This is a genomic window from Candidatus Chromulinivorax destructor, assembly GCF_003366055.1.
Lineage (GTDB): Bacteria > Babelota > Babeliae > Babelales > Chromulinivoraceae > Chromulinivorax > Chromulinivorax destructor.
Window position 1 is genome coordinate 227,969 of record NZ_CP025544.1, and the last position, 21,167, is coordinate 249,135.

23 protein-coding genes are annotated in these 21,167 nt (G+C 33.9%); 8 read left to right on the top strand and 15 right to left on the bottom strand.

Annotation, left to right across the window (positions count from 1 at the left end; all coding sequences use genetic code 11):
• The first annotated feature begins 108 nt into the window (after window positions 1–108).
• The 6 genes from pheS to C0J27_RS01050 all read left to right on the top strand — a co-directional run bounded on the left by pheS (window position 109) and on the right by C0J27_RS01050 (window position 5,280).
• Complete coding sequence (gene pheS / locus C0J27_RS01025) at window positions 109–1,131, top strand: phenylalanine--tRNA ligase subunit alpha (protein WP_115585347.1); 1,023 nt, start codon at window positions 109–111, stop codon at window positions 1,129–1,131.
• A gap of 127 nt (window positions 1,132–1,258) precedes the next feature.
• Window positions 1,259–2,080 carry a UTP--glucose-1-phosphate uridylyltransferase gene (locus C0J27_RS01030; protein WP_115585348.1) on the top strand — a complete coding sequence of 274 codons (822 nt, stop codon included), beginning with the start codon at window positions 1,259–1,261 and terminating at the stop codon, window positions 2,078–2,080.
• A gap of 120 nt (window positions 2,081–2,200) precedes the next feature.
• Window positions 2,201–2,509 (top strand): hypothetical protein, encoded by a 309-nt coding sequence (locus C0J27_RS01035; protein WP_115585349.1) that lies wholly within the window; start codon window positions 2,201–2,203, stop codon window positions 2,507–2,509.
• Between the two features lie 414 nt (window positions 2,510–2,923).
• Complete coding sequence (locus C0J27_RS01040; RefSeq protein ID WP_115585350.1) at window positions 2,924–4,108, top strand: branched-chain amino acid transport system II carrier protein; 1,185 nt, start codon at window positions 2,924–2,926, stop codon at window positions 4,106–4,108.
• A 109-nt stretch (window positions 4,109–4,217) separates the two neighbouring features.
• Window positions 4,218–4,883 (top strand): queuosine precursor transporter, encoded by a 666-nt coding sequence (locus C0J27_RS01045; protein WP_115585351.1) that lies wholly within the window; start codon window positions 4,218–4,220, stop codon window positions 4,881–4,883.
• Window positions 4,884–5,007: 124 nt separating this feature from the next.
• Entirely contained in the window at window positions 5,008–5,280 is a 273-nt protein-coding gene (locus C0J27_RS01050) for a hypothetical protein (RefSeq protein ID WP_115585352.1), read from the top strand.
• Window positions 5,281–5,394: 114 nt separating this feature from the next.
• Here C0J27_RS01050 and C0J27_RS01055 read toward each other — a convergent pair whose 3' ends face one another.
• The 6 genes from C0J27_RS01055 to C0J27_RS01080 all read right to left on the bottom strand — a co-directional run bounded on the left by C0J27_RS01055 (window position 5,395) and on the right by C0J27_RS01080 (window position 10,765).
• A complete protein-coding gene (locus tag C0J27_RS01055; protein WP_162801707.1) occupies window positions 5,395–6,660 on the bottom strand; it encodes a NupC/NupG family nucleoside CNT transporter in 1,266 nt (421 codons plus the stop codon).
• Between the two features lie 246 nt (window positions 6,661–6,906).
• A complete protein-coding gene (gene prfA / locus C0J27_RS01060; RefSeq protein WP_115585354.1) occupies window positions 6,907–7,983 on the bottom strand; it encodes a peptide chain release factor 1 in 1,077 nt (358 codons plus the stop codon).
• A 39-nt stretch (window positions 7,984–8,022) separates the two neighbouring features.
• The gene (gene rpmE, locus C0J27_RS01065; RefSeq protein ID WP_115585355.1) at window positions 8,023–8,226 is read right to left on the bottom strand and encodes a 50S ribosomal protein L31; all 204 of its coding nucleotides are present in this window, start codon (window positions 8,224–8,226) and stop codon (window positions 8,023–8,025) included.
• Window positions 8,227–8,364: 138 nt separating this feature from the next.
• Complete coding sequence (locus C0J27_RS01070; protein ID WP_115585356.1) at window positions 8,365–9,381, bottom strand: mechanosensitive ion channel family protein; 1,017 nt, start codon at window positions 9,379–9,381, stop codon at window positions 8,365–8,367.
• A 219-nt stretch (window positions 9,382–9,600) separates the two neighbouring features.
• Window positions 9,601–10,155, bottom strand: a complete 555-nt coding sequence (locus C0J27_RS01075) for an NUDIX hydrolase (RefSeq protein WP_115585357.1) — start codon at window positions 10,153–10,155, stop codon at window positions 9,601–9,603.
• A gap of 67 nt (window positions 10,156–10,222) precedes the next feature.
• Window positions 10,223–10,765 (bottom strand): GyrI-like domain-containing protein, encoded by a 543-nt coding sequence (locus C0J27_RS01080; protein WP_162801708.1) that lies wholly within the window; start codon window positions 10,763–10,765, stop codon window positions 10,223–10,225.
• A gap of 179 nt (window positions 10,766–10,944) precedes the next feature.
• Between C0J27_RS01080 and C0J27_RS01085 the strand changes: the two genes are divergently transcribed.
• Window positions 10,945–11,478 carry a hypothetical protein gene (locus C0J27_RS01085; RefSeq protein WP_115585359.1) on the top strand — a complete coding sequence of 178 codons (534 nt, stop codon included), beginning with the start codon at window positions 10,945–10,947 and terminating at the stop codon, window positions 11,476–11,478.
• 29 nt (window positions 11,479–11,507) lie between these two features.
• Here C0J27_RS01085 and C0J27_RS01090 read toward each other — a convergent pair whose 3' ends face one another.
• The 3 genes from C0J27_RS01090 to C0J27_RS01100 all read right to left on the bottom strand — a co-directional run bounded on the left by C0J27_RS01090 (window position 11,508) and on the right by C0J27_RS01100 (window position 15,230).
• On the bottom strand, window positions 11,508–12,398 hold the full coding sequence (locus C0J27_RS01090; protein ID WP_115585360.1) for a hypothetical protein: 891 nt from the start codon (window positions 12,396–12,398) through the stop codon (window positions 11,508–11,510).
• Between the two features lie 105 nt (window positions 12,399–12,503).
• Window positions 12,504–13,958 carry a hypothetical protein gene (locus tag C0J27_RS01095; RefSeq protein WP_115585361.1) on the bottom strand — a complete coding sequence of 485 codons (1,455 nt, stop codon included), beginning with the start codon at window positions 13,956–13,958 and terminating at the stop codon, window positions 12,504–12,506.
• 108 nt (window positions 13,959–14,066) lie between these two features.
• Window positions 14,067–15,230 (bottom strand): alpha/beta hydrolase, encoded by a 1,164-nt coding sequence (locus tag C0J27_RS01100; RefSeq protein WP_115585362.1) that lies wholly within the window; start codon window positions 15,228–15,230, stop codon window positions 14,067–14,069.
• 520 nt (window positions 15,231–15,750) lie between these two features.
• On the opposite strand from C0J27_RS01100, the gene C0J27_RS01105 reads away from it, so the two are divergent.
• Window positions 15,751–16,212, top strand: coding sequence for a hypothetical protein (locus tag C0J27_RS01105; RefSeq protein ID WP_115585363.1), 462 nt, complete (start codon window positions 15,751–15,753; stop codon window positions 16,210–16,212).
• Window positions 16,213–16,258: 46 nt separating this feature from the next.
• On the opposite strand, the gene C0J27_RS01110 is transcribed toward C0J27_RS01105, so the two are convergent.
• The 6 genes from C0J27_RS01110 to C0J27_RS01135 all read right to left on the bottom strand — a co-directional run bounded on the left by C0J27_RS01110 (window position 16,259) and on the right by C0J27_RS01135 (window position 21,124).
• Window positions 16,259–16,960, bottom strand: coding sequence for an amino acid ABC transporter ATP-binding protein (locus C0J27_RS01110; RefSeq protein ID WP_115585364.1), 702 nt, complete (start codon window positions 16,958–16,960; stop codon window positions 16,259–16,261).
• Entirely contained in the window at window positions 16,947–17,600 is a 654-nt protein-coding gene (locus C0J27_RS01115; protein WP_162801709.1) for an amino acid ABC transporter permease, read from the bottom strand. The genes C0J27_RS01110 and C0J27_RS01115 overlap by 14 nt, the downstream gene beginning before the upstream one ends.
• Entirely contained in the window at window positions 17,597–18,373 is a 777-nt protein-coding gene (locus tag C0J27_RS01120) for a transporter substrate-binding domain-containing protein (protein WP_115585366.1), read from the bottom strand. Before C0J27_RS01120 ends, C0J27_RS01115 begins: the two co-directional genes overlap by 4 nt.
• Window positions 18,374–18,401: 28 nt before the next feature.
• Window positions 18,402–18,725 carry a YerC/YecD family TrpR-related protein gene (locus tag C0J27_RS01125; RefSeq protein ID WP_115585367.1) on the bottom strand — a complete coding sequence of 108 codons (324 nt, stop codon included), beginning with the start codon at window positions 18,723–18,725 and terminating at the stop codon, window positions 18,402–18,404.
• Window positions 18,726–18,811: 86 nt separating this feature from the next.
• Window positions 18,812–19,459 carry a hypothetical protein gene (locus tag C0J27_RS01130; protein WP_115585368.1) on the bottom strand — a complete coding sequence of 216 codons (648 nt, stop codon included), beginning with the start codon at window positions 19,457–19,459 and terminating at the stop codon, window positions 18,812–18,814.
• 690 nt (window positions 19,460–20,149) lie between these two features.
• Window positions 20,150–21,124, bottom strand: coding sequence for an ankyrin repeat domain-containing protein (locus C0J27_RS01135; RefSeq protein WP_115585369.1), 975 nt, complete (start codon window positions 21,122–21,124; stop codon window positions 20,150–20,152).
• Window positions 21,125–21,167 lie beyond the last annotated feature (43 nt).

The following is a 21,167-nucleotide window of genomic DNA, read 5'->3' on the forward strand; positions in this document are numbered from 1 at the left end:
AATTTACACCACCAAATACAGATCAAAATTGCCAAGGCCAAGCCAGTCTGATACCCTAGTAATAGATAAAGCTCTTAAAGGCAATTCTGAAACTATATGGAATAATAAATGCATAACAAAATTGAAGCTATTCAAACCAAATTTCGCAATGATATCAACAGTGTAGTCACACAACAAGACCTTGAATCAGTCAGAATTACCTACCTTGGAAGACAAGGTATTTTAACTGATTTAATGACAGAATTAAAAAGCATGTCAGCTGATGATAAAAGAGTCTTTGGACCTATCTGCAACCAACTCAAAGTTGAATTCCAAGATCTTTATCTTGCTACGCAAACAGTTCTGTACGAAAAAGAAGCTGCTTTGCTTGCAAAAAAATCTGCTCTTTTCGACGTTTCAATTAGTAAACCAGGACAACTCTCTGGTAGCTTACATCCGTACACCTATATCACCCAAGAAATACAAGATATTTTTATTTCGATGGGTTTTTCTATTGCTGATGGACCAGAGCTTGAAACTGATTTTCATAACTTTGGAGCTTTAAACATTCCTTCAGATCACCCTGCTCGCTCAGAATCTGATACATTTTGGCTTCCTGACTTACAAAGACTTTTACGAACTCATACGTCAACGGTACAAGTTCGTACGATGAAAAATAATACTCCACCAATCGCAATTGTATGTCCAGGCAGAGCATTACGAAACGAAGCAACTGATGCTTCACATGATTTCATGTTCATGCAAATCGAAGGTTTGTTTATCGATAAAGATGTTTCTGTTGCAAATTTACTCGCGGTAATTAAAGAATTTTTAGATAAATTATTTGGCAAATCACTCAAACTTCGCGTACGCCCAGGATTCTTCCCGTTTGTAGAACCAGGATTAGAAGTTGATGCTGAATGCCCATTTTGTACAACTGGTTGTTCAACTTGTAAAGGCACTCGTTGGATAGAACTTATGGGCGCAGGTCTTGTGCATCCAAACGTTTTACAAGAATGCGGCATTGACCCTACCATCTATTCTGGATTTGCATTTGGATCTGGTTTAACACGCCTTGCAATGTTAAAGTATCACATTACTGACATCCGACTATTGCATAGTGGTAAAATTGAATTTTTAGAACAGTTTTAATAGACACATTAAAATTATTCATCTAAGAAAATTAGATAGCGATAGCCTCATTGACTTTTATCAAGTACGTGAGGCTAACCTACTTTAAACAAGCTGTTTTTCTATAAAAATTTTTGAAAGAAATTCCATGAAAATAACAAAACTTATTATTCCTGCAGCAGGTATTGGAAGTAGATTTTTACCAATTACCAAATCAATTCCAAAAGAGATGCTACCACTTTCTAACAAACCTGCAATTGAATACATTGTTCAAGAAGCATACGATGCTGATATTGTAAAAGTCGGTATTATTCTTTCTCCAGAAAAAAATGTCATCAAAGAATATTTTGAGCCAAACACCCACCTTGATAACATTTTAGCAGAAAAAAATCAGTCATACCGTGTTGCAGGATTAAACAGCTTGATTGAGCATATTAATTTTTCATACTTTTACCAATATAATCCAGCAGGACTTGCTGATGCTTTAATGCAAGCAAAAACTTTTATTAAAGATGATGAACTTTTTGCAGTAGCATTACCAGATGATATTATTTTTGGCACAACTCCTGAAATTTTATACCTCATGCAAATAGCAGAAAAAATGCAGGGAATGGTAATTGCTGTCCAAGAAGTTCCTTTAGAAAACATATCATCATATGGCGTTATTCAAATTGATAAGAAAATTGATGAAAACTGTTACCAGATAGCATCATTAGTAGAAAAACCAAAAATGGAAGATGCCCCATCTAATCTTGCTATTGTTGGTCGCTATGTTTTTCATGCTGATCTTTTTTCTTTTATCCCAAAAACACCCTTAACAACAAGCTCAGAAATATTATTACCCGATACTATTAACCTTATGATTAAGTCAGGATATCCAGTATTTGCTTACAAAGTACAAGGTGAACGATTTGATACAGGCACACCGCAAGGTTGGTTAAAATTTATCATGCAAAATAATAACTTTTAACATCAGACAATCAAAGTGATTTGTTTTTTGTGTTAATATTGCAATTTGAAATCGTTTTCTCCTACACTGATACTACAAGATACGTAGAAAATTATCAGGACTAACAAGGGGGAAATAGTCATGAAAAAAATTATATTTTTACTGCTCCTAGCACAAACAATATCATTTATTACTGCTGATAGCGGCTGCATGAAAGAATCATGGGGGTTTGGTGAAAAAATGCCTGAACACACGCAATGTTTTTGCAATTGTGAACGATATGTTCAAGTTTTAACCAATCGTCGTAAATGCAATGAATGTGGGCACATGAGAGTTCCTAAAAAAATGGAATTTGGCAAAAAGAAAAAAGAATATGAACCAACACCACACGCACATTTAGAAGCTGAAGTAATTACGACTCAAGAAGAAGATACTTATTTTGTAGGTTAAAAAATCATACCATACCACATTGTATGTTCGTGTAAGGGAAGCTACCTAACAGCTTCCCTTTTTCACAGTTATATGCAAATAAGCATGATGTATAAGCATTTTTATTTTTTTAAACTTGCAAAAAATTTCTAATAACGTATCTTCAGAAGTTGGAAATAGATAGTCTTACAAACTAAAAGGATACTCATGATACAGCGTCAGACAATGGACCGCTATAACATCTTGCCCAACACACCAAGTCATTTTTTTACGCACACCGCGTCTATTTTATCCAGTATTATGGCCATTTGCGCCGTCTCTTGCGTCTGTTTAGCCGCATCATTATATTTATTATCGTTATAAATTGTACAAACAATTTAAGATAGTAGTTTTCTCTCGTTTTTTATTTTTTATCGTTTTTTATAAGGTTTTATCATGAAAGATTCTAACCAATCTGGAATATTGACAATTGGTCTTGCTATTTTTTCTATGCTTTTTGGAGCTGGAAATATTATTTATCCTATCAAATGTGGCGTTTTAGCTGGTAATCAAAATATTTTTGCTATTACTGGATTCATTTTAACCGGTGTGATTTTACCTATTATTGGCTTAGTTGCCATGATTTTATTTAATGGTAATTACAAATTATTCTTTAACCGGCTTGGTAAAATTCCTGGATCAATGGCAATTTTATATTGTATGTTAATTCTTGGGCCGTTGCTTGCAATGCCTCGATGCATCACACTTCCATACGAAATGTTAAAACCATTTATTCCATTTGTTAGCTTACCAATGTTTACGATTGCATTTTGTGTTGTAACATTTTTAGTAACGTATAAAGAATCAAAAATATTATCGATTCTTGGTAATATTATGAGTCCTTTATTACTCGGCTCACTTGGTATTATTGCAATCAAAGGTTTATGGCAAGCAGACGTTATGGTTCCACAAACAGTACAAGCTTCAACAATCTTTTTTGATCAATTAAACCAAGGCTTCCAGACACTTGATTTAATTGGTGCACTATTCTTTGCCTATATCGTGTTGCGCATTTTAAAAGGTAATAAAGATGCAGCACAAATTAAATCAAAAGATCTTGCTCTGATAAGCTTACAAGGTGGTTTGATTGCAGGAACATTATTAATGTTAGTGTATGTTTCATTCAGTTATCTTGGTGCTTACTACGGCTACTTAGTTTCAGCTGACATGAATGGTGCACAAGACTTTAGAGTTATCTCAATGCATATTTTAAATAGTTCAAGCGCGTTTGTAATTATGATGGCTGTTTTAATGGCATGTTTATCAACCGTAACTGCGTTAGCTGCAGTATTTTCTGAGTACATACATTTAGAAGTTTTCAACAAAAAAGTGTCGTACATTACAAGCTTGGCAATGACGATGATCGTAACTGCGATTATTTCAAACTACGGTTTAGATAATATTATGGCGTATAGCTCGCTGCCTATTAACATTGGTTACCCAATTATTACAACCATTGTATTTTGTAATTTAGCATACAGTTTGTTTGGTTTTAGGTATATTAAACTACCTGCTGCACTAACTGCTCTGGCGGTAACAGGTTTTTATATGCAACCATTATTCTGTAGTCTTATTGGATAATATATATACTATGGTACAATAAAGAAAAAGCTGTGTCGTATGATGCAGCTTTTTTTGTACTACCACCATACAGTTTTCATACAAAATTTATAAAGAAAGTATACATAGTATGATCAATCAACTTATATTCGTACTCCATTCATCAATTATTAGTGGCCTTGTTATTTTTTTTGGCCGCATGGGCAGTGCAGCTTTAACAAGTTACATTTCACTGCTGTTCGTACTGACCAATATATTTGTGATCAAACAGATGGATTTATGTGGCTACCACGTCACGTGTGCCGATGCCTACATTATTGGAATTAGTTTTGGAATTAATGTTTTACAAGAAATCTGGGGACAAAAAGCTGCGCGCCAAGCAATTAGCATCAGTTTTTTATGCTCATTATTTTATGTGATTATGGGTTTATTTCACCTCTGGTATATACCAGCAGGCCATGATACCAGTCATGCACATTTTGTGTACTTGTTGGATAATTCAGTGCGTATTATTGTTGCATCATTTATATCGTATCTGGTTGTACAATACGCTGATACGATTTTATACGCATTCATGAAAAAGCGTTTAGATGGGCGCCATTTTATTTTACGCAACTATCTTTCGATGTTTTCATCACAATTTTTTGATACAATTCTATTTAGTTTTTTAGGTCTGTACGGCATTGTGCACAATATGACACATATTGTGATAGTCAGCTATGGCATTAAAGTGGTTGCAATTTTATTAAGCACTCCATTTTTGTATTATGCAAAAAAATATATTAAAAAATCATAGGAATTAAGCTTCCTACAATAATTATAAAGCTTTAACTACATTGTTTCTTGTTTTTTATGATAGAAAAATAATACCCTTATACGCAAGTAGATAAACTTATTCATCACTGTATTAAAGGAACTTTATGAAAAAAATGAAAGAAATCTGTTGGTTACTTGCAATAGTATTGCTTGGATTAGCTAGTTACTACCTATACCAATGCAAAGTAGAACATATATCTCAAACTGGTAACGTAAAAATTCAAGGTAAATCTAAAAAAATGTGTACAAATTGCTCAGATGCTTGCAACTATTGTGCGCTTGATTGCGCTTATTTTGGGGAGATAGGAAAGATAGATAAGTGCATAAAAAACAATTGCTCAAATGATTGCTCGCCAGATACAATTTTTAATTATTAAAAATTGTATAATTTTGTAAATACACATGAGACTAGATCGACATAAATTTAAAAGACCATTTCTAAGCATATTTGTTTAAAAATGGTCTTTTAAATTAACTAGCTTTATATCAAATTAAATCAATAACCCTGCTATTAATGCAGACATTAAATTTGCAAGTGTTGCTGCAAGTAATGCGCGTAATCCAAGCTCACTTAACCAGATTCTTTTGTCGGGAACTAATACCCCAATGCCACCGATTTGAATACCGATGCATGAAAAGTTAGCAAAACTACATAACGCGTAGGTTAAAATAGCTTGAGTTCTCAATGATAATTGCATGCTTAACATACTGTTAAAAGCAACGAATTCATTAACCGTAACTTTAATACCAAGTAAATTACCAACATGTAATGCTTCTTGACCAACAAAACCCATGAGGTATGAAACTGGTGCAAATAAATATGAGAATATAAAATTCAAATTAATTGCTGGTAAAAGATAGGTGCAACCAACATACGGCAACAGATAATTACCAAACGTTGAAACAAGTCCAAGGACTGAATTAGTTAAAGCAATTAAACCAAGGAACGAAATTAACATAGCGCCAACGTTTAATGCTAAATACAACCCATCAGTTGTTCCCATAGAAATCGCATCTAAAACATTTGCTGCGTTACTAACCACAACTGGCTCTGCTGCATGCTCAAGTTTAGATTTTTCTGTCTCTGGGTATAAAATTTTTGCCATCACAATACTACCAGGAATTGCCATAACGCTTGCTGCAAGCATGTGTAACGATGGCACACCCATTGATGCATACACTGCTAGCAATGAACCACTGACCGTTGCAAATCCACTTGCCATCACCACCATCATTTCTGATCGTGTTACATTTTTTAAATAATGCTTAATTAATAAAGGAGCTTCTGTTTGACCCAAGAAACTATTTGCTACTGCACACAACGTCTCTGCGCCTGATGTGCCTAAAATTGGTTGAATAACATACGTTAAACCCCATACGATTTTTTGTACAACACCAAGATAGAAAAGTAATGAAGTAAAAGCACCAAAGAAAATAATAATTGGTAATACTCGAACAGCAAACACAACACCCCATGGCCCTGATGGATCTGCTAGGCTACCAAATACAAAGTTAATACCAACTTCAGCAAAGCCGTATAGATTACTCATTCCTAAAGAAATAGTATTAAATAGCGTAAAACCTATATCTGTTTTTAAAACAAATATCGCTAATGCTGCTTGAAAAAGAAGACCATTAATCACCAGCTTACGATTAACAGCAGAACGATTATTTGAAAATAGATACGCTACTGCAACAAGTACAGCCATACCAATTAGATTCATATAACGATTATACTCAATGAAATAAGACACCATGAAATATACCTTAATGAGAATAAAAATAGAATATATAATAATTCGTAGACTTACATTTTTTAGTAAAAAAAATATTAAAAACATGCCATTTGAATGTAACTTCATCGTAATTATTTTATTTTCTAACGAAACAAGACTTGCTGTAAAAAAATTACTTGCATGGTAAAAACAAGTAGATGTAAGCTCTTTAATTTTTATACATGCAAGCAAATTATTTGTTAATTACAAAATAAAAAATTTATAATTTTATACAGGCTCAAGCAATGATGATTCTGATTGACGATTTTGACGTGCTAACATTTGTAATGCATCAATAATTTCATCAAGCTCACCAAGCATAACCATATCAAGTTTTTTCAACGTAATATCAGCCTGATGATCGGTCACTCGGTTTTGAGGATAATTGTACGTTCTAATTTTTTCAGAACGATCGCCTGAACCAATCAATAACTTACGATCTCGACTCTGCTCTTTCAGCAATTTTTCTTGATTTGCAGCAAGAATACGAGAACTTAACACCTTCATTGCAGTTGCTTTATTTTTATGTTGAGAGCGCTCATCCTGACACGATACTACCGTACCTGTAGGAATATGCGTAATACGAACAGCAGAATCTGTTGTATTAACGTGCTGTCCACCAGCACCACTTGAACGGAAATAGTCTACGCGTAAATCACTTGGATTAATCGTAACGTCAATTTCTTGTGCTTCTGGTAAAACAACGACCGTTGCGGTTGAAGTATGTACTCGACCTTGCGTTTCTGTTTCTGGTACACGTTGAACACGATGTACACCAGACTCATGACGTAAGGCACCAAATACTTTTTTACCCGTGATATTAACAATAACCTCTTTAAATCCACCAAGATCGGTGTAACTTTCAGAAACCATTTCAAATCTCCAGCCGCGCTTAGCTGCATAATAAATATACATTTTTAACAAATCTGCAGCAAATAATGCTGCTTCTTTGCCGCCAGCGCCTGCTCGAATCTCTAAAAAGATCGCGCGATCTGCAAATTCTTCAGCTGGATATAATAGATCATCCAACTCATTTTGCAAAACAACAAGACCTTTTTCTAGACTTTCGCTTTCTTCTGCAAACATAGCAGACAGTTCAGGATCTGTCGTCTGCTTTGCTTGATCTTTTGTATCAACGATCATGGCTTGCATTTGATCAATTTCAGCTTTCTTTTCGAGAACTGAAGAGATTAAAGCTGCTTTTTTTTGAACTTTCACACGACGAGACCCTTCAAGATCTTGTGATACAAGCTCTTGATTTAATGTATCGTATAATTGTTGTAACTCATCCCATTGATCAAACATTCATATTCCTTAATGCAAAAGATCATTATGTCGCAAAATTTATTTTTGTTGGCCGTATTTTTTGTTGAATTTGTCAATTCTTCCTGCAGCATCAACATATTTTTGTTGGCCTGTAAAGAATGGATGACATTGTGAACAAAGTGTACTGCTGATACCTGGCATAGTAGATTTCATTGCAAAGCTAGCGCCACAAGTACATTTAACATCTACCGCATGAACTACTGGGTGAATACCTGATTTCATGAAAAACCTTTTATTTAACAGTGATAATTATATCTATTACTATACATCTAAGTATCCAGTAAAATCTTATTTTTGTCAAAGTGAAAAGATTTTGTACTGGGATAAAAAGCTTATGCCCTCATCATATTGCAAATATTTTTATAAAACATTTGTAACAAGTACAATTTCCGCTTCATTATTTTTTATAATTTGAGCAATTTGTATGCAAACATCTTGCTGTACTTGATAAAAAACTGATGTCTTAACGGTTTTTGTAAATGCACTGACATGAATTCGTAACGATTGTGCTCCAAATTCAACTAAATGAGCAGATGCAGCTAACTTTGTATCAATACCATCATGAGATTTGAGCATAGCTTGAATCTGCGTCGTAATTGCATCAACTTTATCAATATTTTTGTATGACAAATTAATATTTTGTACCAAGTGACGATTGCGCATTTTGCTTGCATTGACAATAATAATCTGATTAAACATTGAATTTGGAATCGAAAGCGGCCGACGATCTAAATTCATGATTCTTGTGCGATCCCAACGAATCTCTTCAACATATCCTTCGATTTTTTTATCTGGCGAACTGATTAAATCACCAATTTCAAATGGCTTATAAAGCAAAATCATAATGCCGCCAAATCCGTTGCCCAATACATTTTGTGCCGATACGCCTAATGCTATGGTCACAGCGCCTTGCAACATCATTAATGATTGAAATGGAATTCCGACAATATATAAAGCGATTGCTACAACACAAAAAATAATTGTTACTTTGATAATCTGAGAAAATAACGTAACAAGTGCTGGGTCAAATTTTGTAAAGAGATACTCTTTCTCTTCATCAAGAACATGTTCAATATTTTGTTTAAATCGTAATAAAAACGAACTCATCACCATCAACATACTTACCTGATACCCATGATCAATATTATTCATAATAAATTGATACTCAAATAGATGTGCAATTCGATAGATCCCAAAAATTAAAATACAAAATTGTAAAGGCATATAAGCTGCATCTAAAATTAATAAAAACCAGGTGTTACCTGTCGATGTAACTTTGCTTTTAACTCTACTTATCCCATCAAATATAAGTTTATTAACAAATAACAATGCACTCATAGCACAAAGAATTTTAAAAATAGCGTCTAATATCATCATAAACTCCTCATAACATACCTAGGTTGTGTGAACCAAATTTAAAAACCTGCGATATCGCTTCGCTCATCTTCGGAAATAGTGGTGGCGGCGGCCACTATCCGCTTTTTAAATTTAAAAAAGAATTTATCAGGTACATCGTCCTGCAAAGCCTCTAAGTTTTCCTAAAAAATCTAGGGCAAAACTCTTGTAATAATTTGGTCACTCAACCTCATCTAAAAATTAGTCTAAATAATAGCTTGCAAGTCTTTTCCATTTATCAAATATACGAACAACCGACCGTTCACGTGTTGGTAAAAGCTCTTTATCTAATCCTACCCAACGCAACTCTTTTGATTCACTATTTTGAATATATTGTTCATCGCTGACCACCTGCAAAATAAAGCGAACATCAAAGTGTTCATGTTCAGCTTCTTTTGAATTTGCAGGTATCGTATGAATATCAATATCAAAAATTTCATGACTCATCGGCTCAATACTTAAAATTCCAGATTCTTCTTGAGCTTCTTTGATTGCAACTGCAAGCGCATCAGTTTGACCATCACAATGACCGCCAAGCTGTACCCACATGTCTAACTTGGCATGATGCATGAGTAATGCTTGTGTTCCATCATTACTTACCAACCAAGCAGATGCGGTAATATGCCCTTTTGCTAAAGATCTTTCAAACGCATCTTCATGATTTTGCAAAAATTCTATCATGCGATTTTTGAAAACTTCTTCTTCTGGTGTTGGATCATAATTTGCTAATAATTCTAATAATTGATTTCTATGCATGGTAAAACTCCTTAAAAAAAGCCTGCATACGCAGGCCTTATATTATATCTTTTATGCAATCACAAGACTATTCTTGATCATCTTCAAAATCAAAATCATCTTCGTCGCCATCTTCTTCATCTTCAAATACGTCATCAGGATCAACTGATTCAATCGGTAAAGATAAATAGATTGAAAAATAATAATCATTTTCTTCAGTAAAATACTGATTATACACTTCAAAATCTGTTGTGTATGCACGGTCAATATCTAAATCCCAAATATCTTCCCATGCTGCAAGTAACGACTCTGGATACGATCCAAAAACTTCGATTTTAGCATAAATACCTTCTGCAAGTTCTTTACATGCCATGCCAGCTGGAACATAATCACAACTGCTAACAACGCAACCAATAATGTAGGTATACGGCTTTGTATGATCTTCATCATATTCCATGTACGCACATACAATGTTATCGTTCACACAATTTTTGATTTTTTCTTGCCAACCATCCTGAAATTTTTCACAAATTGTTGGGATGTCTTTCATTGCCTTTTCATTGTCAGTACGCACAACCAAGCCAATAATATATTGCTTTGGTTTACGAACTATCTCGTAATCTAATTCCATAAAACGTCCTTTATAAATACTTATATTTTTAAGTATATCAGATTGCAAGCAAAGCAGAAATATCAATTTAGTTTCGTATGAAAAATTATAGATAAAATGCATAAAAATTTGCTCAAAAACATAATGCATAGTAATTTTACAGTATAAAATGACTGAGTAAAATATACCGTAAGGCATCTATGAAAACTATACAAACATCTCTTTTTATTTTAGTAGCTTGCATGCATATTTTAACTCATGCCATGCAATTACCTGCGCAAAAAAACGAACCAAAGTTCAATATTGTTACGGTGCAAAGCAAAGATCCTGGAATTGAATACGAAATATGGGAACTACCAAATAATGAATTTGACCAAGATACAATTACATTTATACAAAAAAAAATTGCTGAGCATCTTGTAACAACGGCTGTTGAAATTTACACAACCAATAATCAAATATACACATACAAAAACAAAATATCAGAAATAGAATTTGTACTTGATAATCCACATGAGGCTTTAGCAGCAAATCGAGAATTTTTTGAACTTGATATTGAAGAACCTTGCCATGTTTACCGTGATGAAGCGTATCGAAATCGAAAAAATTACCACTCAACACCACAGCTTGCAAGCAATATAATAAGTGATCATCGAAAAATTATACCTTCTTGCAAACCTGCAAATCAATCATGGGCATACTACCTGTTAAACGCTATGCTCAATTCTGATTAAAAAAAGCCAATTTTCATAATCAAAATCTATCAATTTTTTTTATACATTCTTTTAATAATAATATCAAACGTATTTGGCTCTACGGACAATGGAGTTACTTGTGAACCACCATCAAGATACATCATTGATAAATCATATAACTCATGGACATGCTCAGGTTTTGATTGTGAGTAATCAACAGGCTTAAGTTGGTTGACTTCTACCGCATAAAATTGATGGGCATCATCTTGATTTTTTTCATCTTTACGTGCAATAGCACGCACACCTTGCCCAAAAACATGCTCTAAATTATAACGATTTTTCTCAATATCACCTTTTTGACGAAAAGCGACAAGAGGCAATGGTTTATGAACCATGGTATAATTGAGTGGATAATTTTGCGCTGGAATATGAAATCCAATTGCTTGCATCGTCAAAGGATTATAATTATTTGGCCGTAATTTAAAATTTTCAGGAAGATTTTCCTTCATACTTACTTTTGGAATTCGTAAATTTTCAACACGACTCTTGGTGTGTGCCGGAATTATTAATGAATTTCTATAGACTTCTTGATCTTTTGCACACCCATACTCTTGCATACATTCTGTTTGATCTTTTAATGATGCATTCTTATCTTCTGATACATATGATTTCATAGATTTTATAGTATCTTGTTTTCCCCTGCACCCGTCCATACATTCTGTTTGACTTGTTTTTAAACAATACTTTGCAATCGACGCTGCTTGATCTTTTACTGGGGCAACTGCAATATACTCAGTTGCAAAAAATGGTGATGAAATAATCAATGGCATATCAGTGTTGTTGGCTATTTCTACAATATATGAGGCTGGCTCTTCTGCAAAACTAACTTGGCACAACAAAAATGACTGTTGCAGCATGATCGATAGTAAACAACCAAATACCATACTTATTTTTTTCATAACAAACCTTTAATATTCTATAAATACAAACTACTATTCAATCTGAATATAATTATAACAAGTAGCTCATCAAATAGGCAATAAATTACAGAGAATAATTACGCGTTAATTGTGATGATCAAAAATATTATTTACAAATAATGATAATAATTTTTCTAGGTCAAACTTTTGCATATCTTGTAAATTAAGCTCTATCTTGTTATTTTTATGATATTTTTTAAAACGCTGCACACTCATTTTTTTAAGATATTTAAAAAGATCAGGAAGCATTTTTGTTTGACCTGTTTTTTTGCAATACAGCGCAATTTGTTCTAAACAGGCAACCACCTGTTTTTTCTTTTGGGCAATCATATCTGCAACTGATTGGACCCGAGCATCTATTACATTGTCGTTACCTGATCGAATTTGACGAGGTTTACAATTTTCAAAAAATTGTGCGCTACAAGCAACCATTGCATCTAAATCTTCAAGTAATGCTTCATATTCCGATGCATGGGTACATAACTTTGTCATACTTTTTTTATCAAGCCCTGCAAGACACACATCAAGATCATCTGCATAGCTTGTACCGCTATCTGATTCATCTTGCACACAAACACCTGTCACCATGAGACCAAGCATAATAACAAGCTTATAATCGATTTTAAATTTTTTAACATCCTGAACAAGATCGTTGACATCATCAATTATTTTATGAGCAAAAGAATCTAAAAGCCTATACATCTGAGCTATTTGAAGTTTAATACTTGCAATCACAGAAGCTCGACAATTTGCTAATTCAAAAGTTAATCGTTTATCTAATTGCAACTCTTCATCTTCTGAAATATAAACAGGATCAACAACAAACGTAAAATCTAACAACTTTTTATAAAGATCATCCGGCCAAGGTAACTCCTGTAAAGCTTGTTGTTGAATCATGAAATTTTCTACAACTGTTAACCAATTGGACATTTCTTTTTCATAAACAGCACGCTCTAGCAAAGCACCTTGATGTGTCAGGACTGATGGAAATTTTCTTTCAAGATTTTTTGGGTTTCTCCAATTTTTATAATAGTCATCACCTTCATAGACAACAACTCCAAAAATTTTTTCTCTCATCTGCTCAAGTGTCCATGCAGGACTGAGTATCTTCATTTTTGCTAATCGATCAATAACCAGTATAGTCACAACAGTTGTAACAACGGCTACAACACCGACAGGATTTGCGATTGTCATGACTACAGTCGAGCCAGGAACATGCGGTATATTCTCAACTGTTACGTCTTTATATTCTTTATCATCAGATTCTTTCTGGAGGTATTCAGGAGTTTTGCATTGATGAGATACCTCAGTTGAACTTTGTATTTCATCAAACGATTCTTGTGCTTGCAACATACATTCGTTTGGGTAAACATCGTTATGACCCAAACCTAATTCATTATGAAGTGAACTTTCTGTTAGATTGATATTTTTTATAGCATCGAATAATGATTCTAAATCATGATCATTATGACTCACCACGGTTGTTTGGAAAAAAATACAGATTATAACAGCAGAGAAATATAAATAATTTTTTTGCACACAGCGCCCTATCTTACGATCAATTAAAAATTACGAGTTTATCTTTGCTTGATGTACAAAAACGTAGGTCTGCATAACAAACCTACGTTTTTTTACCATACTATCTATTTATGAAATTCTATGCGCAATCCAATTACCAATAAGATCTAAAAATGCTGGCGCAATGACGACATCAGTTTTGCCATATTCATCTAATGAACCTTTTGAACATGGCTGCAACCAATGATTGACAGAAGGCATTTCGATGAGTGAAACGTCCTGATTACCACCCTGTAAAAGTGATAATGCAAAAATAGGCAATGCAACTTGCGCTGCAACAATAAAGTCTAATGAGCCATTAACAGCCAAAAATGGTTGTTTAATTTTTTTAAACATTGCAACAGAATCGTATGCGATTAAAAAGCGAACCCACGAAGAGTTATATATATGCATCATAAATTCACTATTTAATCTACTGATACAATACACAGGAGCTTGAGGTGTCCCACCTTCATGACCACTCTCAAAAGCTAAAGCTTCTGCTTGCAGGTTCTGCTCAGGAGTCAAATGAGCAAAATGCTCATCAACCGCTTGTCGAATTTTTTTCGCTGCAACTTGTGTATCTTTTTCTTGATCGACAATCGTCAAAATTTTTGTTCGTATTAAGGCATCAAGATCTACTATCTCTTGCGATCCACCATCTGCACGTACTTGCAATGCTGCTTGACCAACAATATCCTCAATTTTTGTTGAAGCAGCACCTGCCATAGAAATAACATACGCTACTTGTGGGCATTGTGATGCTATCATGCTGACAATTAAGCCACCTTCACTATGTCCAAGCAGTCCAATCTTGCTTGAATCAATATCGCTACGTGATTGTAAATAGGCGAAAGCTGCTTGTGCATCAGATGCAAAATCAGCTGTTGTAAGCGTTGTATCAAAAACACCTTGAGATTGACCAACTCCACGTTTATCATAACGAAGTACTGCAATCCCTTGATGACTTAAATAATCTGAAATAGCATAAAATAGTTTATGCCCGTTTGACGTGCAATCACGATCGTGCTTACCTGTTCCTGCAACTAATATCAGCGCTGGTGTCGGTCGATGACAGTTTGGTAATGTTAACGTTCCTGACAATGTTAAACCAGTTGCTGGATTAGTATAAGAAACATCATGCGATTGATAGGTAAAATAGTTACATGACAACTTTTCATCATGGCTAAAATGCCACAAAGATCCTAATCCAAAGAGCATTGCCACAAACATAATAGAAAAAATAATCTTCATTTTTGTATCCCTTTTTACATTAACCCCTCTAATTTTTATAGATTGATAATAAAAATGATTTGAAATGAAGATCAACAGTTTGTGATAGAAAGTAAATTAATCATGCTCAAGAATATACCTATAATTTGCTACTCAAAAATATCAGATTTTATTAGGTTCTGTTGAGCTTTGTAATTAACCTTTAAATTACTTACCATAAGCCTACGCTTGCGCTTTTGCGACCGTGGTGGCGGCGGCCACTATCCGCTTTTTTATAAAACTTTAGCGATTCACCCCCGCCGAGGTCTCGTTTTCCAGAGTTTTTGTAAAAAACGTAGGATGTTTTTGTTATTGTTTTTTATTTATTTTAAAAACTCAACGGAACCTAGGCTGTGTGAACCAAATTTACATCTGCACAAAAACCTACGATATCGCTTCGCTCATCTCCGGAAACAGTCGCAGCGGCGACCACGTTACGCTTTTTTTATGTAAAGAAATATTGCATGAGGCCCACCGGCCAGTAAATTTAAGGATTAGAAGTATGAAAGAGCTTATTATAATGAATAAACTTAAAGAATATAGTATGTATCAATTTTTAAGAGTACATGATTATGTCTTTGCACCCTTTAGGCATATATTAAGCAATGATTTTAGATCAAATGAATTAATTAATTGGTTTTTTAATGAAAAAAGAACAATTACAGGGAATGAATATGTAGATATCCACAAAGAAAATAATAAAATAGTTTTTTATGATATTTCAGATTCAATGTGTGAAGAATATAGTGAACCCGATTTAAACCCTGATTTGCGCTTTGAAATGAGCCGCGAAAATTTTATAGACCTGCTGTATCATTGGGAAGAGCTACGAGTCAGCCTGCCTGATACTATTTTAATTGTTATTCATGAAGATAATTATGTAACGCTTGAAACTGATCCCGTTATTATCAAGCAATACCAAGATGCTGGTTATGCTTTTGATATTGACACGAAAGTGCAATAAGAAAAAAGCGTAGGTCCTTTATATTTATAATTAAGGACCTATTTTTTTACATTTTTATAAATTGAGAAATCAAAGGACAGCTATCGATAAGACTTATTCCATTGCAATGCTCAATAATTTGCCCATTTTTCATGTAATAGACACGATCAAATACTTTGCCAATAAAGCTCATATCCTGGCTTGATAGACCAATCGTCAAGCCTTGAGCTGCTAATTTTTTGAGTATGTTTACCAAAATATCAGTGTTAACCGGATCAAGTGAGGCAGTCGGTTCATCAAGTAGCAACACACGTGGTTGCAAACACAATGCTCGCGCAATGGCAATTCGCTGTTTTTGTCCGCCAGAAAGTTGCGATGGATACTGATTAACACTCGCTATCATCTCTAAATCGGTTAAAACTTTTTTTACTCGAGCTGCAGCTTGTTCGTACGCAACACCATGCACGAGCAATGGGTCAATACAATTTTGAAAAACAGAGAGATGTTGGAATAGATTAAAATCTTGAAATACATAACCAATTTCTTCTGAGCGTTGTACCGGCGATAAACTTGCCAACTGATGTTTATTGACAATAATTGAACCTTGTGTAACTGGAATAAGACCAATTAAAGATTTTAATAATGTTGTTTTTCCTGCGCCGCTTTGCCCAATAAAAGCAGTAATATGACCTGCTAATAAAAGACACGAAACTGAATCTAATATAACTTTATCATGAATTGTAATGGTCAATGTATTAATAGTTACCACGTTGTCCTTTCGCTTCTGTCATAATAATAATCGATTGTAGTACCGCTGAAAACACCAGGTAAATGCATGCAATCATTAAATAGACTGGAATTGGATTTAATTCACGAGAGATAATATTCATTCCTGTTCGTGTAAGCTCAGTAATACCAATTGAAGCAAGCAATGATGTACTTTTTAATAACTGTTCAAACTCTCCAAGTAGCGTTGGTAAAATATTTTTAAAAGTCTGAGGCAAAATAATGCGAAACAATGTTGCTTTCATGGGATAGCCCAAAACAAAACAGGCATCCCACTGACCACGAGGAATACTATTAATTCCTGAGCGAACAATTTCAGTCACGTACCCACTGGAACAAAAAGCTAATGCGCCTACTGCTGCTATAAAACCTGGAATATTAATTCCAAAAGCTGCAGGAAACACAAAATATGCGATTAATATTTGCACATACGCAGGAATTCCTTTTGCTATAAACGTATAAACTCGAACAGCTGTGCTAAATGAATCTGATGCAAGATGGCGACAACTCAAAATGCCAAGCGTTGTGCCAATGACAAAACTACATAGTCCTGCAACAAGCCATGCTGCAAGTGTCATCAAAGTTCCTTGCACGATAAGTGGTGCGTATGATAGTAAGTTCATGATGGTACATCCCATTTTTTTTCAAGTTGTTCAATGATTCCTGCTGTTTGTAATGCAGTTACTGCATCTTGAATTTCTTGAATGCATGATGTATTATTCTTTTTGACCACAAGACCAATCCCTTGCGGCTTGTCTTCTTCCCGTAAAGGAACGTTTAAAATTTGAATTTCTGCATATTTATTTTTAAATTTTTTTGCAATTGCTGGTTCAACCAATGCTGCTGCTGCTTTATTGTATTGAATGTTGAGCAGGGCATCATCAACTTTTTCAGTTGATAGCTTGGTAATAGTTGGGTAATTATCCAAAATTGCATCTTGTGCTGATGTTGGCTCGACACAAATTGTTTTGCCACTCATATCATCAAGCGTTGTAATACCTGCTGGAATTTCTTTCCAAAATATTAAAGGATAAGCATCAGTCACTGCTCCTTGGTAATGAATCATTGCTACTTTTTCAAGTCGTTCATGTGTAATAGACAACCCCCATGCAATAATATCAATTTTGCCTTGCTCAAGCGCCATAAACAGTGAGGTCATGCTACCAAGATCTTTGAGTACAAGTTTTTTGCCAAGCTGATCTGCAAGAGCATGAGCAACGTCGATATCAAAACCTTCATACTGCCCTGCTTGATTAACACTGACAAAAGGAGCATACCCGCAAGCTATCCCAACAATAAGATCGTCGTTATTGAATGATCTTTGCTGTGGTACATTAATATACAAAGCATAAGCTAGTATACAGGCTATCATGACAACTATATTTTTAATTTTCATACGATATATTTTCTTTATATTTTGCAGACTATAATTTTTCTGATTGAGCACGCATACGCTCTAAAACTAACTCATACCCACCGTACGGCTCATTATGTAAGAATCGCGCAACTCTTCCAATTGTTGCAAGACTTGCTCCAATTTTACTGTTAATATCACGATACGAAAGTTCTGTTGTGCTTAACAATTTACAAACACGCCACCGCTCAGAAAGTGCTTTAATCTCTTGCGGAGTGCACAAATCTTTTAAAAATCGATGCATCTCTTCTCTATTTTGTAACAATAAAAGTGCATCACACAAATCTGCTATTGCATGATCTTTTTGCAATTCATGAACGACATCAATCTTCATAGCTACCTAAAAATTATTGACGGTTAAAGATTTACTGTACTACCATGATAGCACAGCAGTTCTTTAACCGTCAATAATTTTAATATTTATAAACTCTCAACCGTTTTATATAAAAAATATCTGTAGAATATAAAAATTCCTACAGATAGATAAATTGCAGAATATATACAGTCAATTTTAATCAAATACACCACCAATGAAAATAAAAACACTTCTAATATTATTTTCGATAGATAACTTATAAAATATTCTCCTTTAAAAGACATATCAAATATATTCATCAGATCTTGTTCTAATTCATCTAATTTTTTCAATAAACGACTAATATTTTTTTCAATTTCAATTCGCAGTACCTGTGATTCTTTTATTTTTTCATCTTCATTTTTAATTGATAAATAAACAAATTGCTCTTTTAATATACTTTCACAATAACTTTTAATACTGTTATATTTATCTGCTATATTTAATTGTTTAATATCAATAAACATTTTTCTATAGGTCTCAACAATTTCTTCTTCATGCTCCATCAAATTATATGATTGTTTATTCAAAATAGAATTAAAAGCAATGCGTAAAGTAATCAACCTATCTAAAGCACCGTCAGCAACACTTACAGCATTTTGCAATACTACTTGATCTATGAAATTGAAAAAACCCCAAATCGTAACCACTTCAGACATAATTTCAATAAATGGTGGGATGTGTTTACTCAGTTCAAAAAATTTCAAAATCATATAGCCACCTTTTACAATAATTTTTTATGATATGTACGTTTCACTTTTATTAAATATTTTTTTAAATTTTAATACTGATTTTATGCAAACGTATTTGTAGAGTGACTATACTAAGTTTTACAACAAAGCTTCAATGTTTTAGAAAAATTAAATGAATAAAACCCTCAGTTGAGTGAACCAAGTTTTTACGAGAAAATTTTTTGCCTTAGGTTTTCTATGAAAACTCAAGAAATTTACAGGTCAGTGAGCCTAATACACCCTTTTTTAAATGAAAAACATAAAGTGTCTGGCCGCAGCTCATGTTTGCGCAGATAAGCGAAGCGATATCGTAATTTTTTATGCACATGTAAATTTGGTTGACACAGCTTAACTTAAATTTTAACAATCTAGGTTCTGTGAACCAAATTTTTACTATAGAGTTTTGCCCTGCGTTTTCTATGAAAACTTCGGGGGTCGGGAGGCCGGTGGGCCTGATGCACTCTTTTTAAATCTTAGCCAGGTTTAATTTCTCAAAGTTTGCTTCGTTTTTTGCATAGATTGACGTAGTTTTTCATTAAAAAAGCGTAACGTGGCCGCCGCCACTGCTTCCGGAGATGAGCGAAGCGATATCGTAGGATTGTACACAAGTTTTAAATTTGGTTCACACAGCCTAGATTAAGGCAATAGATAGATCGATAAAGTTCATAAACCTTATATTTTTTTTGATTGCAAAAAACAAATCAGTTTTTGATAGAGTGCATACGCATATTTTTTATATGCTTGTGCATCAAATTTTTGAGCATCAAACGAACCAAAGACATCTTCATCAATAATCGATAAGCTACTTAAACGCTCACAAGCATCTTGAATATCTTCATCTAATGATGATTGCAACATCTGCACATACGCTATAATAGCAGCGTACCCATTATTTTTTTCGCCAGAATAAGCCCCAGCACGTACTAATGCTTTAACAATTTCAATATTTTGATTAAGTAACCCTAATTCTGATGAAATATCAAAAATAGCACTATCTTGGCAATACTGAATATCTAATGCAAGCATTGCATGATCAAGTGGTTTTTGATCCGATACAAAATCTCCTACATAATTAACATGAGCACCTGCCTGCAGACATAAAAGCACAAATTCCAGACTGTTATAATGAATCGCTTTAACTAAAGCTGTTTGCCCCCAAGCATCTTGTGCGTCGATAGCAACACCTATTTTTCCAGCATAATGAAAAATATTAAGAACTTTTTTGCGATACAATTGTAAAGCAGTTAATACTTTACGCGTATCATCATCCATGTTTTCAACATGTTTTTTAATAGCTGCAGAAAGATTATCTATTCTATTAAGATCCTGTAATAGAAATATAAACGGATGATACACATACGATTTCATGAGTGATGGTAAAGCTAAATCTGATCGTAATTGATAATCCCAATGCTGAATTTTATTTTCTAAGCAATCTGCCAATACTTTTTCTTGAAAGTCACCTAAATTCTCTGCAATCATATTTCCAATTGCATCTCGGTGTTGACCTAATTGCAACCATGCTTCAAGCACTTTGATATCTTTTGGGCTTACTCCGTGCTCAAAAAAATAACTATAATTGATATCGCTAGCTTGCATCATACAGCTAGTTAAACTTAACAAGCATGCTAATAATAATTTTTTCACAGATAATTCCTTATAAAAATAGAAGTTTTGCATGCACACACTA

Excerpts from the sequence above, each read along its gene's own strand:
- pheS (WP_115585347.1), top strand. The coding sequence starts at position 109 with ATGCATAACAAAATTGAAGCTATTCAAACCAAATTTCGCAATGATATC.
- C0J27_RS01030 (WP_115585348.1), top strand. The coding sequence starts at position 1,259 with ATGAAAATAACAAAACTTATTATTCCTGCAGCAGGTATTGGAAGTAGA.
- C0J27_RS01035 (WP_115585349.1), top strand. The coding sequence starts at position 2,201 with ATGAAAAAAATTATATTTTTACTGCTCCTAGCACAAACAATATCATTT.
- C0J27_RS01040 (WP_115585350.1), top strand. The coding sequence starts at position 2,924 with ATGAAAGATTCTAACCAATCTGGAATATTGACAATTGGTCTTGCTATT.
- C0J27_RS01045 (WP_115585351.1), top strand. The coding sequence starts at position 4,218 with ATGATCAATCAACTTATATTCGTACTCCATTCATCAATTATTAGTGGC.
- C0J27_RS01050 (WP_115585352.1), top strand. The coding sequence starts at position 5,008 with ATGAAAAAAATGAAAGAAATCTGTTGGTTACTTGCAATAGTATTGCTT.
- C0J27_RS01055 (WP_162801707.1), bottom strand. The coding sequence starts at position 6,660 with ATGGTGTCTTATTTCATTGAGTATAATCGTTATATGAATCTAATTGGT.
- prfA (WP_115585354.1), bottom strand. The coding sequence starts at position 7,983 with ATGTTTGATCAATGGGATGAGTTACAACAATTATACGATACATTAAAT.
- rpmE (WP_115585355.1), bottom strand. The coding sequence starts at position 8,226 with ATGAAATCAGGTATTCACCCAGTAGTTCATGCGGTAGATGTTAAATGT.
- C0J27_RS01070 (WP_115585356.1), bottom strand. The coding sequence starts at position 9,381 with ATGATGATATTAGACGCTATTTTTAAAATTCTTTGTGCTATGAGTGCA.
- C0J27_RS01075 (WP_115585357.1), bottom strand. The coding sequence starts at position 10,155 with ATGCATAGAAATCAATTATTAGAATTATTAGCAAATTATGATCCAACA.
- C0J27_RS01080 (WP_162801708.1), bottom strand. The coding sequence starts at position 10,765 with ATGGAATTAGATTACGAGATAGTTCGTAAACCAAAGCAATATATTATT.
- C0J27_RS01085 (WP_115585359.1), top strand. The coding sequence starts at position 10,945 with ATGAAAACTATACAAACATCTCTTTTTATTTTAGTAGCTTGCATGCAT.
- C0J27_RS01090 (WP_115585360.1), bottom strand. The coding sequence starts at position 12,398 with ATGAAAAAAATAAGTATGGTATTTGGTTGTTTACTATCGATCATGCTG.
- C0J27_RS01100 (WP_115585362.1), bottom strand. The coding sequence starts at position 15,230 with ATGAAGATTATTTTTTCTATTATGTTTGTGGCAATGCTCTTTGGATTA.
- C0J27_RS01105 (WP_115585363.1), top strand. The coding sequence starts at position 15,751 with ATGAAAGAGCTTATTATAATGAATAAACTTAAAGAATATAGTATGTAT.
- C0J27_RS01115 (WP_162801709.1), bottom strand. The coding sequence starts at position 17,600 with ATGAACTTACTATCATACGCACCACTTATCGTGCAAGGAACTTTGATG.
- C0J27_RS01120 (WP_115585366.1), bottom strand. The coding sequence starts at position 18,373 with ATGAAAATTAAAAATATAGTTGTCATGATAGCCTGTATACTAGCTTAT.
- C0J27_RS01125 (WP_115585367.1), bottom strand. The coding sequence starts at position 18,725 with ATGAAGATTGATGTCGTTCATGAATTGCAAAAAGATCATGCAATAGCA.
- C0J27_RS01130 (WP_115585368.1), bottom strand. The coding sequence starts at position 19,459 with ATGATTTTGAAATTTTTTGAACTGAGTAAACACATCCCACCATTTATT.